We start from the raw sequence: 13,456 nt of genomic DNA on the forward strand, positions 1-13,456 counted from the left end.
AAGCGTTAGGGATTTTTTTTGCGGGCGGATGCTTTTTTCGCAGTTCCGGTTCCGGAGGCAGTTTTGGCGGGATTTTTTTCCCTGCCCGCGGAACCGGGTGTTTTTCTTCCGGTACCTGGGGGAGAAGGAAGCATGGCATCCAGGCGCAGTTCAAAATCGGCCAGGACGTTCATATAGGCAATGTAGGCATCGTACGGGCTGCCGAATGGGTTGGGGCGGTCAGTGGGAGTGCGGGAAAACCATTTGGTGGAAATATGGTGAAAGTGGTCTGCGGTCTGCAGGCGCCGGTAGTCATGCAAAAGGCCCTCATCGCGTAGCGCGTGCACGCGCGGGGCCAGACCGTACAGGGTGTGGATGGCGTCTTTTTGCATATCGTTCCCCAGCCATGCCGTGAGGTCACCGCCTTCGTCCGCCCAGGACATGAATTGCGGCACGTCCACCTCGCCCACGGGCGTGAATGTTTTTGCAGCCTCGGAGGGGGTGGTGAAACGGAAACGTCTGTCGGCCAGCAGCATGCCCGGCAGGGCGTCCATGAAATGGAAAATGCCCGAATCCTGGCTGTGGCGCAGACCAAAAATATGATAATCATCAAAAATATTGATAAGATCCGCGCTTGCAGCGTGCTCATGGCACCAGAAAGCGAAAACTTCCGCAGTGAGGGGCCAGGCCTCCCAGTTCCGGTCGCTGAAGCGCAGTCCGATATCCCCCGAAAGGCGCGCGTTGCGTAACAGAAGAGCCAGTTCGGGAGTGCCGCACGGCCTGTACAGCCAGTTGGGGCTGCGCCAGCCCAGCACATGGTCCGCGCCTTCGGCCAGAATGGCTTTGAAGCCCAGAGCCCGTACGGCCGCAGCCAGGTCATTGTTGTAGATGCAGGCCGTGTTCACGAATGTCTTCGGTTTTTTCCCGAACAGTGCCTTGAGCCGCAGGGCGTGATCCTTGACCTGCCTGTCGAACTCCTCCCGCGAATAGAGGAAGGCCAGGGAATGTGCCGCTGTTTCACAGGCAACTTCCACGCAGCCGGTTTCCACCAGGGAGCGAAAACTGTCCAGCACCTCGGGAGCGTATTGCTCGAACTGATCCAGCGCCGTGCCCGAAAAGGAGAAGGTCAGCCTGAAATTTCCCTTGTGGCGGCGGATGAGGCGCATCATCATTTCGTTGGCGGGCAGATAGCACTGGCGTGCCGCCCGCAACATGGCATCGCAGTTGTGGTCGTCGTTTTCGTAGAAGGAGTTCTGCCCCATATCGAAAATCGTATAACGACGAAGCTGGTAGGCTTCATGCACTTCATAGCACAAGCAGATGGCTGGCATCACTGACCTCCCGCGCTGTGGTAAACGGCCATCAGTTGATCGGCGGCATTTTCCCAGCGGATATTTTTCATCTCTTCCTTGCAGTTTTTGACAAGCTCTGCAGCCAGACAGGGGTAACGCAGTACGGCGCAGATCTTGTCGGCCATGTCGCGCGTGTCCCAGAAGTCTGCCTTGAGGGCATGGTTCAGCACCTCAGAAACTCCCGACTGGCGGGAAAGCAGCACCGGAACATCGTACAATATGGCCTCCAGCGGCGTAATGCCGAAGGGTTCGGAAACAGAGGGCATGACATAGAGATCGCTCAGGGCGAACATGTGGTCCACATCATCGCCCCGCAAAAATCCGGAGAAATGAAAGCGGTGCCCTATGCGCAACTGCCCGGCCCGACGGATAAGCCCGGACAGCATGTCGCCGCTGCCGGCCATGCAGAAACGCGCACGGGGGATTTTTTCCAAAACCAGCCTGGCCGCCTCCATGAAGTATTCCGGCCCCTTCTGAAAGGTAATCCGCCCCAGAAAGAGCACGCGTTTTTCGTGGCGGATGCGGGGGGGCACGGGAAAGCGTTTTTCCGCTTCATGACGGGCCACGGCATTGTGAACCACCACCACCTTGTCGGGCGGCACACCGTAGCGTTCAATGACGGTTCTGCGGGTGAGGCGGCTCACGGCCACCACCACATCCGCAGCCAGCAGCCCGGCTTTTTCGATTCCGGCCACCTGCTCGTTGATATTGACGCCGCTGCGGTCATACTCGGTGGCGTGAATGTGAACCACCAAGGGTTTTCCTGTCAGGCTTCTGGCGAGCATTCCTGCCGGATAGGTCATCCAGTCGTGAGCGTGGATAATGTCAAAGCTTTCCTGCAGGGCGATGGCCGCAGCCAGTCTGCTGTAGCGCGTGACCTCACTCATGAGATCCGGGCCGTAGCCGCCGCACAGGCGGAAGGTAAACGCACTGCCCTGACCCGCACGCTCTTCCCCCGGCCGGGGAGAGAGCTTCTCGGACTCCTGACGCAGCCTTTCCAGCGTTTGCGCATAACCACGCGGAGTGAGATAGGGAACCAGAGGACTGTCCACGGGCAGATAGCGGATACTTTCATGCCATGCTTTTTGCCCTGCCCAAGCCATTTTTTCCGCCACTTCCTCCGTGATGGGCGTGCCTGAGGCCGAGCGCAGACGCAAGAAACTGTTGTGCTGGCTGCTGCCTTCAGCCCGTGGAAGAACAAAAATGATCTCTGCTCCCTTTTTGGCCAAAGCCTGCGTCATGCCGAAGCAGGCCGTGCCCAGACCGCCGCTGATATGCGGGGGAAATTCCCAGCCGAACATGAGCACTCGCATGAGGGATTCCTTTTTCTTTATCAGGATGTGTTGCCGTCGGCGCATCCCGCAGTTTCTGTCGTATCCTTTGCACCCGCGGGAATCAGAACCGCACGGCCAACCCCCGCGGTATCGCCCGACAGGGGATTGGCAAGGCGGTGTGCGATGCCTTTTTCCCATTCGCGGTAGACAGCGGGCGCGGCTTTGCGCGTACGCAGCAACAGCCGCAGGCATTCGGCCACGCTCCATGCCTGGCTGATGCAGCCACCGGGGCGATAGGGTGGCGAACCGTCAAAAATCTCGGAAATGCTTCCCAGTCCCGCCTCGACAAGATGGTCGCTGTAGAGGGGAGTGAGGGTTTCCAGCAGGGCGCGGGCGGCCCCTTCCACATCCCAGGCCACACGCATCAGGGCATCGGCAAAGTGCCCCAGCAGCCAAGGCCAGACAGTGCCCTGATGGTAGGCCGAATCACGGCTCTGGGGCGAGCCGCCGTAGTGCCCCTTGTAGGCCGGAGAGTCGGGCGCGAGAGTACGCAGGCCGTAGGGCGTCAGGAGTTTGTTGCGCACGCATTCCACAACCTGGGGCTGGCAGTCCTCCGACAGGACGGAATAGGGCAGGGATACGGCAAGAATCTGATTAGGCCGCACGCTCTGATCCAGCTCTCCGTTGCGCCAGACATCGCCCAGATACCCGCCGTCCCCACCTGTCCAGAAGCGGATGAAAAATGCCTGGCGCAAGGCCCGGAGAGCGGTATTTCCTGTGAGCGGCTCCTCCCCGAAGCTGGCGGCCAGAAAGTCTGCAAAAGCCAAGGTATTGTACCAGAGGGCATTGACTTCCACAGGACAGCCGTGGCGCGGGGTGACAGGCCTGCCGCCTGCCTGGGCATCCATCCACGTCAGTTGGGTATGGGCATCTCCTGCGTGCACCAGACCTTCTCCGTCAACATGAATGCCCTGTCCGGGGCCTGAACGATAGCCCTGAACAATGGCCTTGAGTGGCGGCCAGGCGTTTTCGCGCGCCCAGGCCAGCCCGTCCGGAGCAGTTTCAAGCCAGGCCTGCACGGCCACCGCATACCACAAGGCCGCGTCCACAGAATTGTAGGCGTGGTCCCCGGAGTGCGAAAACATGTTGGGCACAAGGCCGTCATGAACATTCCTGCCCACTTCGGCAAGAACCCTCAGGCCGAAATCCGCGCGGTTGGCGTGAAAGGTCAGGCCGGGCAGGCTGATGAGCGTATCACGACCCCATGCGTCAAACCAGGGATAGCCCGCCAGAATTGCCGGTCTTTTGTTGTGGGTTTCCATGCAGAAGTGCCGCCCGGTTTCGGCAAGATGCCCGGCCAACCCTCCGTTTTTTTTGTGGAGCATATCCCGGTTGCGGACTTCCTCTGCCCAGAGGGATTCCGGGTTTTCCTCGCACGGTTCAGTGCCCACCAGCACATACACGCTGCCGCCCTGGGGCAGGGGAGGCAGGGCAATATCGAGCAGGCCCGGCATGAAAAGGTCTTCGCTGGCGGCAAAACCCCGCTCGTATTCTTCCAGATATTCCACGTTCCTGTACCAATCAGGCGCGGGCAGGAAAGAACAGCCCTGCGGGCTGGATCCCGTGTTCTGCACTGCGCAGGCAGTATGCCCTTGTGCCTGGATATACAGGGGCGGCAGGTGTTGGTGGGGGCGGATGCAGAAGCCGTTTTCCAACGGAGCAGCAAAGATGTTCAGGTTTTCATCGGTCTGCGTCAGAGCGTGAAAACTCCTGAAGGCCAGCAGGGGCTTGAGGCGCAGGGTCAGGGGGGGGGTTGGCGACTGCCCTTGCACGCTCCAGCGCAGCAGCAGGCGGCTCTTGCCCCTGAGAAGGACAATCTCGCGCAGCAGGCGTACATCGCCCATGCGGTACACCGACACAGGCCATTGATCCAGCTGAAAGCTTTCGAGGTACTCGTGCCCGCGCGGGTGGAGCAGGCCAGGGTGCTGGCGGGTACAGAGAAAAAATTCCTTTCCGCCCCCCACAACAGAATCTTCGAGGGTCGAAAGCAGCACGTGCCTGCCGCCGGCAGTGTTGACCACAAGCAGGCCGTGATATTTGCGCGTATTGCAACAGAGAATGGTGCTGCTGGAATAATCTCCCAGCCCGTTGGTCAGCAGCCATTCCCTGCGCAATGCCCGCCGGGTATTCTGGCAGGCTGCCTTGTCGAAGAGAAAGCGCATACACAACCTCCTTGCGTACACGGAAACGGTACCGGGGAAAGTGCTGCGCGACAAATGGCAGGGTATGAAGCCCGGCAGAGATGCAAACAGCAGGATAAAAGACAACCTGCCGGGCCGTCGCGCAGCCGTATGCTGCGTTTGAACGCTACTCTATTTTGTGCTTGCAACATAGCACACTTTGGGGAGTCTGTCGAGACGGACAGATGTTTCCCGCTTGAGAAACGCATTCTGCGGCACAGCGCGCAAAGGGCTTTTATTTTCTTTCGTTTCAAGGTATGCAGTCTTTCCTGCCAGTCATGGCGCACCTCACAGCGGGAGAGATTCCATGAATGTTGTCGGCCGTTGGTTCGGAATTCTTACTTTAGCTCTTTTTGTGCCCGTTGCGGTTCAGGCCGGGGATGTCAAAATCGGTCTCATGTGCCCGCTTACAGGCAAGTGGGCATCGGAAGGGCAGGACATGAAAAATATCGTCAGCCTGCTGGTGGACGAAGCCAATGCCAGGGGCGGTGTCAACGGCCGCAAGCTGGCTCTGGTGGTTGCCGACGATGCGGGTGACCCGCGCACGGCGGCCCTTGCTGCGCAAAAGCTGGCTTCCTCCGGTGTGGTGGCCGTCATCGGCACCTATGGTTCCGCTGTCACCGAAGCCAGCCAGAATATTCTGGACGAAGCCGGTCTTGTCCAGATCGGCACGGGATCTACCAGTGTGCGCCTTACAGAAAAAAAGCTGCCGCTTTTCTTCCGCACCTGTCCGCGTGACGATGCGCAAGGCAAGGCTGCTGCCGAGGCCATTGCCCGTGGCGGATACAAGGCCGTTGCCCTTTTGCACGACAACTCCTCCTATGCCAGGGGGCTGGCCGAAGAAACCCGCGCCCTGCTGGACAAAGCGGGCATCCGGGTTGTTTTTTACGATGCCCTCACTCCCGGCGAGCGTGACTACACGGCCATCCTGACCAAACTCAAGGCGGCAACGCCGGATCTGGTATTTTTTACCGGCTACTATCCTGAAACCGGCATGCTTTTGCGCCAGAAAAAAGAAATGGGCTGGCCTGTGCCCATGATGGGCGGCGATGCCGCAAACCATCAGGATCTGGTCACCATTGCGGGTGCCGAGGCGGCCAGCGGGTATTTTTTCATCAGCCCTCCTTTGCCGCAGGACATGGATTCGCCTGAAGCTGCGGCTTTTCTGGACACCTATCGCGCGCGGCATCAGAGCGTGCCCGTGTCCGTCTGGGCGGTGCTGGCCGGTGATGCCTTCAAGGTCATTGAGGCCGCGCTGGCCGCTGGCAAGGACAAACCTGCGGATATGGCCGCCTGGCTCAAGCAGCTCAAGAACCTGCCCGGACTTTCCGGATCTTTGGGGTTTGACGCCAAAGGCGACCGGGTGGGGGAGTTTTACCGTACCTATACCGTCAATGAAAAAGGCGTTTTTGTTCTGCAGGCACGCTAGAAAATGTTGCGGGCAAGGGAGTGTTGCCCACGCGAAAGACTTTTTTCTTTGCCTGAAGCGTCCGCCGGGGCATTTGACATGTGCCCCGGCGGACACACCGCTTTTTTGACAGCACTATGGAACAGTTTCTCCAACAGCTTGTGAACGGTCTGGCCGTGGGCGGGATCTACGCCTTGGTAGCCTTGGGCTACACCATGGTCTATGGTGTGCTGAAACTCATCAACTTTGCCCACGGCGATTTGTTCACCATCGGAGCCTATCTGGGCTTGACGCTGCTGGTCAGTTGCAAACTGGCCGGCACGCTGCACCCTTTTGGGGCTGTCGGGCTTGTTTTTCTCATGGTTGCCCTGCTGGTGGCCCTCATCGGTTTTTTGCTGGAACGCACGGCCTACCGCCCCTTGCGTCAGGCAGGCCGACTTTCGGCTGTGGTTTCGGCGTTGGGGGCATCCATCTTTTTTCAGAATGCGGTCATGCTCATTTACGGAGCGCGTTTTTACGTCTACCCGGATTACCTGCGCCCCGATTTTACCGTCCGCATGTTGGGGCTGGACGTGCCCGGCGTACGCCTGCTGGTGATTGCTGCCAGCGTACTGCTCATGCTGGGGCTTTCGGCCTTTATCCAGCGCACGCGCACCGGAGCGGCCATCCGTGCGGTAGCCATTGACCCCGGCGCGGCACAGCTTATGGGCATCAATGTGGACCGCATCATTGCGCTGGTTTTTCTCATTGGTCCGGGCCTGGGAGGTGCGGCCGGCCTGATGGTGGGCATCTATTACGGGCAGATTGATTTCACCATGGGCTGGTCTTACGGCCTCAAGGCCTTTACCGCAGCAATTCTGGGAGGGATCGGCAACATTCCGGGAGCCATGCTGGGAGGCTTTCTGCTGGGCGTCATCGAGGCTCTGGCTGCGGGATATATCGCCATAGCCTGGAAGGACGCCATAGCCTTTCTGGTGCTCATTCTCATCCTGATTATCCGCCCCACAGGCATTTTGGGCGAGCGCACGGCGGACAAGCTATGATTCGCCTTTTGTCCCGTCCCTTTTTCAGTATCTGCGCTCTGGGTTTGGGGCTGTGCCTGTTGCCCCTGGTCTGCAACGCCTACTGGCTGGATGTTTGCGTCAGCATCGGCCTCTATGCCCTGCTGGCTCTTTCTCTCAACGTCATTCTGGGGCAGGCGGGCATCTTTCACATGGGGCATGCGGCCTTTTTTGCCGTGGGCGCGTATACCACAGCCATCCTCAACACGCTCTGCCAATGGCCCATTTTCTGGACCATGCCCCTGGCGGGCGCGGCAGCGGCTTTTTTTGCCCTGCTGGTGGCGCGCCCCATCATTCATCTGCGCGGGGACTATCTGCTCATTGTGACCATCGGCATTGTGGAGATCGTACGCATTGCCCTCATCAACGATGTTTTCGGGCTGACGGGCGGGGCCAACGGCATTTTTGGCATCAGCCGTCCGCAGTTTTTCGGCTTCCGGATTGTCAGAGGCGTCCATTTTTTCTATCTGGTCTGGGGCATGGTGGCCGTGAGCCTTTTGCTGTTCCACTGCCTCTGGCGTTCGCGCTTCGGGCGCGCCCTGAACTACATCAAGGAGGACGACGTGGCCGCTGAAGGCTGCGGAGTCAACGTCACGCAACACAAGCTCATGGCTTTTGTTCTGGGGGCATTCTGGGCAGGCATGGCAGGCACGCTGTATGCGGCAAAAATGGTGACCATTGCTCCGGAATCCTTCAATTTCATGGAGTCCGTCATTATTTTTGCCGTGGTGGTTCTTTCCGGCGGCAGCCAGTTGGGGGTTCTGGTCAGCGCTTTTTTGTTCATCGGCCTTCCGGAACTTCTGCGCGAATTTCATGACGCGCGCATGATGCTCTTTGGTCTGGCCATGATGGTCATGATGGTCTGGCGGCCGCAAGGGCTGCTGCCGCCCCGCATCCGCCGCTACCGCATTGCCCCGGAAGCGGAGAAAAGCGGGCGCGCGGACGCCTGCGGAGGGGCGGCATGAGCCTGTTGCGTCTGGAGGATGTGAGCAAGATATTCGGTGGGCTTATCGCGCTCAACGGCCTGAGCTTCAGTGTGGAAGAGGGCAGTATCGTAGGCCTTATCGGCCCCAACGGAGCGGGCAAGACAACGGTTTTCAACTGCATTACCGGAAATTATCGCCCTGAAAGCGGGCAGATATTTTTTGGCGGGCGCGATATTGTGGGGCTGCGCCCGCACCGCGTGGTGGAACTGGGCATTGCGCGTACTTTCCAGACCATCAGGCTCTTCAACCGCCTGCCCGTGCTGGAAAATGTTCTTGCCGGACGCCATTGCCGCATGCGGGCGGGGCTGCTTGCATGCATGCTGCACACCGCCAGCATGCGCCGGGAGGAGCAGGCGGCCGTGGCCCGTTGCATGGAAGAACTGCACTTTGTGGGGCTGGACGGCAGCCATGCCGAACCGGCGGGGAGTCTTTCCTACGGCAACCAGAGACTTCTGGAAATTGCGCGCGCTCTGGCTTCTGATCCGCGTCTGATCATTCTGGACGAACCTGCGGGCGGCATGAACGATCAGGAAACCGCTGCCCTTGTGCATACCATCCGCGCCATCCGGGACCGCGGGGTCACTGTGCTGCTCATTGAGCACGATATGCGCCTGGTGATGAAAATCTGCGAGAAACTTGTGGTCCTTGAACACGGCAATCTCATCGCCCAGGGAAGCCCGTCCGATGTGCGCAACAACCCTGCGGTCATTGAAGCCTATCTGGGCGCCGACAACGAGAAGTGGTGAGCATGGCTCTGCTGCAACTGTCAAACATCGTGGTGCGCTACGGCAATGTGGAAGTGCTGCACGGCATTGATCTGCGCGTGGAGGAAGGTGAAATTGTCACCATTCTGGGCGCCAACGGCGCGGGCAAAAGCACCACTCTTCTTTCCGTCAGCGGGCTGGTGCGCCCCTGCGCCGGATCCGTGCTTTTTGACGGGCAGGATCTTCTGCGCCTTCCCAGCCACAAGGTGGTAAGCTTGGGCATTGCCCAGTCACCCGAAGGGCGGCGGGTGTTCGGAACCATGAGCGTGCTGGAAAATCTGCGCCTGGGGGCCTTCTGTATTGCCGACAAAACCCGCAGTGCGCGCACGCTGCAATGGATATTTGATCTTTTTCCGCGCCTGGAGGAACGCAAATCCCAACTGGCGGGTACACTGTCCGGCGGAGAGCAGCAGATGCTGGCCATTGGCCGCGCGCTCATGGCCGAACCGCGTCTTCTGCTGCTGGACGAGCCTTCTCTGGGACTGGCGCCGTTGCTGGTGCGCTCCATTTTTGAAACAGTGCGCGCCATCAACCAGAAGGGCGTCACCGTGCTGCTGGTGGAGCAGAACGCCCGTGCTGCGCTCAGGCTGGCCAGCCGGGGCTATGTGCTGGAAGTGGGGCGCGTGGTGATGGAAGATCAGGCCCATCGCCTGTTGGCCGATGCCAGCATCCGGGAAGCCTATCTCGGCGGATAGGGCAACAGGGCGGCATTTGGAGAAAAATCATGCGTGAACATCCCGTGCGTCGCAAGGACCGCGCCATAGGGGCTGATGAATGTCTTGGACTTCTGGAGTCGGGACGCTACTGCGTTCTGGCGACGACAGACGATCAGGAGCAACCCTATGCAGTGCCGCTTTCCTACGTGTTTTGGGAAGGAAAAATCTGGTTCCACTGTGCCCACCAGGGACACAAGATCGAGAACCTGAAAGACAATCCCCGCTGCTCCCTGACGGTTGTGGGCGATAACCAGCCCGTCTATTACAAGGATTTCACCACATGGTATGAGAGCGTGGTGGTTTTCGGAACCGCAGAAGAAATTTGCAATGAAGCCATCAAGACCGAGGCTTTGCTGGCTCTGGCCCGCAAATATCTGCCGGAGCACATGGACAAGGCTCCCGGAAGCATTGCCGCCTCTCTGTCCCGCACGGCTGTCTACGCTGTCAGCATCAAGAAAATGACCGGCAAGGCCAAGCGCAGGCCCGCGTAGCAGCACTCGCCGTACTGCTGTGCCGTGCCGCGCACCCCCTTGACCGGCGAAAAACGCAGGCCATATGCGGGGCGGCGACATCGGCCAGCGGCTGGAGATCACTCTTGCCGTTCCGCCAGCAGGCGTTGCGGAGCACTGGCTTGCACGGCGTGCGTTTTTTCGCGGGGATTGTACTTCCAGCCCAGCAGGCGCGCCGAGTTCAGTGCGATAAGCAGAGCACCCGCGTTGTGCGCCAAAGCTCCGGAAACAGGTCCCATCATGCCCGCGGCGGCGAGCGCCACAGTTACGAAATTCAGAAACATGGACATGCAGATGTTGGTCTTGATGGTGGCCGCAGTTTTTCGCGCCAGCACGATCACCTGCGGCAGACGTTGTATGTCGTCGTGTACCAGAACGGCATCGGCGGCGTCCACGGCAATGTCGCTTCCCACGCCGCCCAGAGCAATGCCGACATGAGCCGCCTTGAGCGCCGGGGCGTCGTTGATGCCGTCGCCGACCATGCAGACTCTGTCGGAGGCTGAAGCCTGCAATTCGCTCGTGATGATGCGAACCTTGTCTTCCGGCAACAGTTCGGCCCTGACATGCCGTATACCCGCGGTTTTGGCGATATGACGGGCGGCCTGAGCGTTGTCTCCGGTGAGCAGGATGGTTTCCACCCCTTCCGCATGAAGCAGGTTGACGGTTTTACCGGCGTCCGGGCGCGGAGTGTCTGCAAGAGCTATGATTCCGGCAATGGCATTGTCCGTTCCGATATGGATCACTGTGCTGCCAACGGCCGCATACTGTTCCATAGCCGCTTCGATTTTTTCATCTGCCTCCATGCCGTTGTCCCGCATGAGTTGCAGGGTGCCGCCGTAAGCCCGCTTTCCGTTTGCTTCCAGAACCACGCCCCTGCCGGGGATGGCCGTGCACTGTCCCGCATCCTGCGGGATTATTCCCAGGCTTTTGGCATGGGCCACGATAGCGCGGCCCAACGGATGTTCGGAACGCTGCTCAATGGAGGCGGCGAGGGCAAGCACGCCGGTATCGGTCAGGGAGGGCGAGAAGGAGCGGACGGCCACGACCTCCGGTTTGCCGTGGGTCAGGGTGCCTGTTTTGTCAAAAGCCACATGGTTTATCTTGGCCAGCCGCTCCAGTGCATCGCCCGAAGCGATAAGAACGCCGAACCGTGTGGCGTTGCCGACGCCCGCCATAATGGCTGTGGGTGTTGATAGTACAAGGGCACAAGGGCAAAACACAACCAGAATTGTCACGGCTCTGATGATTTCCCCTGTACAGAGCCAGGTTCCAATGGCCGTCAGCAGGGCGGCAATGACAATCCATGTGGCCCACCGGTCCATGATGCGCACAATGGGTGTTTTGGAGGCATCGGCGGACTCCACAAGGCGGATCATGCGCTGGAGGGAGCTGTCGCCGCCCACCTTGACGGCCCGCATGTCAAAAGCGCCCAACTGGTTTACCGTTCCGCTGAAAACGGCATCATTGACATCCTTGTCCACAGGCAGGGATTCGCCGGTCATGAGCGACTGGTCAACGGCAGTTCGCCCCGAAATCACCACCCCGTCCACAGCAATGGCTTCACCGGGGAGCACCCGTAGTACGTCACCGACTCTGACGTCGTCTGCGGGGATGATTTTTTCTTCCCCTGCGCACAAAACACGGGCCGTACGGGGCGTCATGCCCGCCAGTTTTTCAATGCCTTCGCGGGCCTTGCGCACGGTGCGCTCTTCAAGCAGGGAACCGAGAGACATGATAAAGGCCACTTCGCCTGCGGCGAAAATTTCTCCAATGCAGACCGCCGCGACCAAGGCCAGGGCCACAAGCACGTCCGCCTTGATGTCAAAGCTGGTCACAAGGGCGGTGATGGCCCCCCTGAGGATGGGAAAGCCGCAAAGAATAACGGCTACCCAAGCCGGATCAAACATTCCCCGCAGATCGAAAAAACTGAAAACCAGAGAAATCCCGCCGATGCCTGTGAGTAGAAGATGCCTTTTTTCTTCATTGGCAAAAAAGGTTTTTATCGCATCCGTCATTGGTGCTCCTATGTCAGGCGTGAAAACTGTTCCAGCGCTCTGACCAGTTTTTTGATGGTTTTTCCGGAATCCCCACTGGCAATCCCATCCAGGACACAGTGGTGGAGATGCCCTTCCAGAATGACCTGCCCGGTTTTGTGCAAAGCAGATTTTGCCGCGCCTATTTGAACAAGAATGTCTTCACACGGTACATCGTTCTGCACCATATTCATGATTCCCCGGATTTGCCCTTCAATTTTTTTCAGGCGGGCGACCACCGCCTCCACATCCATACATTGGCGCATGTTATCTCCCCTTTGTACGATATACCCGTATAGGGTATTGCGAAAAAAAAATGAAATCAACCAAACACAACGAAATTTTTTCCGCTTTCTCAGAAAAAATTCTCTGCTCCGGCGGCGGATGGTTGCGCAGGAAAAGCACTGCCCGCGTCAACTATATGCATCTATAATTTACGGGCACTTCTCCATGCCGATCGGCAGAAAAGTTTTTCTGTGCGAGGGCTACGGCTTTCTGTTCCCCGTCCCTGTGGCTATTTCATAGGGCCAGTCGTTGATGCCGCCAAAATCATACACCTGCGTGTACCCCATGCGGACAAGCTCGTGGGCTGCTGCCGCGCTTCTGCGGCCGCTACGGCAGTAGAGAAGGATCAGGGCATTTTTGTCCGGCAGTTCTGTGGCGGCGCGTTCTTTCAATTCCGCATGAGGAAGAAGCATTGCCCCCGGTATATGCCGCTCCCGAAATTCCGCTTCTGTCCGTACATCAAGCAGCAGATATGGCTCGCCTCTGTCCATGACGGCTTTGGCCTGAGAGGCGGACAGTTTGGTGTATGTTGCCGGGGTGCTTTCCTGCCTGCCAAAACCTGTGCCCGGCAAAAGAAGTATCAGGCCGACAAGAATGACACTCAGTATTTTTTGCCACATGGCGGGACTCCTTTGGGAAATGAGTGAACAAAACAGTACGCCGGAGAAAGGGGGCCGTCAAACAGAAGCTTCCGCTACAGCCCGCATGCCTTTTGCGTGAGAGTTTCACGCTTTCAATGAAATCTATACTTCAACTATATGAAATTAAAAACAATTTTTTTGAAAAATCATCACAAAGATGAATGCCTCTTTTGGTGCCGTTCTTGACAAGGCATGACGGTGTGGGCAC

At 58.7% G+C, this 13,456-nt stretch carries 12 protein-coding genes; 6 read left to right on the forward strand and 6 right to left on the reverse strand.

The genetic code is table 11. From position 1 onward, the window contains the following. Positions 1-5: 5 nt before the first annotated feature. The 3 genes from EII23_RS04600 to EII23_RS04610 are packed head-to-tail and all read right to left on the reverse strand — an operon-like array spanning position 6 to position 4,827. Positions 6-1,310 carry a glycoside hydrolase family 57 protein gene (locus EII23_RS04600; protein ID WP_124792213.1) on the reverse strand — a complete coding sequence of 435 codons (1,305 nt, stop codon included), beginning with the start codon at positions 1,308-1,310 and terminating at the stop codon, positions 6-8. After that, a complete protein-coding gene (locus EII23_RS04605) occupies positions 1,310-2,644 on the reverse strand; it encodes a glycosyltransferase family 4 protein (RefSeq protein ID WP_124792256.1) in 1,335 nt (444 codons plus the stop codon). The genes EII23_RS04600 and EII23_RS04605 overlap by 1 nt, the downstream gene beginning before the upstream one ends. Before the next feature lie 20 nt (positions 2,645-2,664). After that, positions 2,665-4,827, reverse strand: coding sequence for an amylo-alpha-1,6-glucosidase (locus EII23_RS04610; protein ID WP_124792214.1), 2,163 nt, complete (start codon positions 4,825-4,827; stop codon positions 2,665-2,667). A gap of 325 nt (positions 4,828-5,152) precedes the next feature. Between EII23_RS04610 and EII23_RS04615 the strand changes: the two genes are divergently transcribed. From EII23_RS04615 to EII23_RS04640, 6 genes are all read left to right on the forward strand, one after another. After that, positions 5,153-6,274: a branched-chain amino acid ABC transporter substrate-binding protein gene (locus EII23_RS04615; protein WP_124792215.1), complete on the forward strand. Its 1,122-nt coding sequence runs from the start codon at positions 5,153-5,155 to the stop codon at positions 6,272-6,274. 116 nt (positions 6,275-6,390) lie between these two features. Further along, the gene (locus EII23_RS04620; RefSeq protein ID WP_124792216.1) at positions 6,391-7,296 is read left to right on the forward strand and encodes a branched-chain amino acid ABC transporter permease; all 906 of its coding nucleotides are present in this window, start codon (positions 6,391-6,393) and stop codon (positions 7,294-7,296) included. Then, positions 7,293-8,279 carry a branched-chain amino acid ABC transporter permease gene (locus EII23_RS04625; protein ID WP_124792217.1) on the forward strand — a complete coding sequence of 329 codons (987 nt, stop codon included), beginning with the start codon at positions 7,293-7,295 and terminating at the stop codon, positions 8,277-8,279. Before EII23_RS04620 ends, EII23_RS04625 begins: the two co-directional genes overlap by 4 nt. Beyond that, on the forward strand, positions 8,276-9,046 hold the full coding sequence (locus EII23_RS04630; RefSeq protein ID WP_124792218.1) for an ABC transporter ATP-binding protein: 771 nt from the start codon (positions 8,276-8,278) through the stop codon (positions 9,044-9,046). Before EII23_RS04625 ends, EII23_RS04630 begins: the two co-directional genes overlap by 4 nt. A gap of 2 nt (positions 9,047-9,048) precedes the next feature. Continuing rightward, positions 9,049-9,759 (forward strand): ABC transporter ATP-binding protein, encoded by a 711-nt coding sequence (locus EII23_RS04635; RefSeq protein WP_124792219.1) that lies wholly within the window; start codon positions 9,049-9,051, stop codon positions 9,757-9,759. A gap of 29 nt (positions 9,760-9,788) precedes the next feature. Next, positions 9,789-10,271 (forward strand): pyridoxamine 5'-phosphate oxidase family protein, encoded by a 483-nt coding sequence (locus EII23_RS04640; RefSeq protein ID WP_124792220.1) that lies wholly within the window; start codon positions 9,789-9,791, stop codon positions 10,269-10,271. A 98-nt stretch (positions 10,272-10,369) separates the two neighbouring features. Here the strand turns inward: EII23_RS04640 and EII23_RS04645 are convergent, their stop codons facing one another. The 3 genes from EII23_RS04645 to EII23_RS04655 all read right to left on the reverse strand — a co-directional run bounded on the left by EII23_RS04645 (position 10,370) and on the right by EII23_RS04655 (position 13,227). Continuing rightward, positions 10,370-12,304, reverse strand: coding sequence for a cation-translocating P-type ATPase (locus EII23_RS04645; RefSeq protein ID WP_221620363.1), 1,935 nt, complete (start codon positions 12,302-12,304; stop codon positions 10,370-10,372). 8 nt (positions 12,305-12,312) lie between these two features. Beyond that, the gene (locus tag EII23_RS04650) at positions 12,313-12,588 is read right to left on the reverse strand and encodes a metal-sensing transcriptional repressor (RefSeq protein WP_124792221.1); all 276 of its coding nucleotides are present in this window, start codon (positions 12,586-12,588) and stop codon (positions 12,313-12,315) included. Positions 12,589-12,807: 219 nt separating this feature from the next. Further along, a complete protein-coding gene (locus tag EII23_RS04655; RefSeq protein ID WP_124792222.1) occupies positions 12,808-13,227 on the reverse strand; it encodes a rhodanese-like domain-containing protein in 420 nt (139 codons plus the stop codon). Positions 13,228-13,456 lie beyond the last annotated feature (229 nt).

The organism is Desulfovibrio sp. OH1186_COT-070 (assembly GCF_003860215.1).
Taxonomy (GTDB): Bacteria; Desulfobacterota; Desulfovibrionia; order Desulfovibrionales; family Desulfovibrionaceae; genus Desulfovibrio.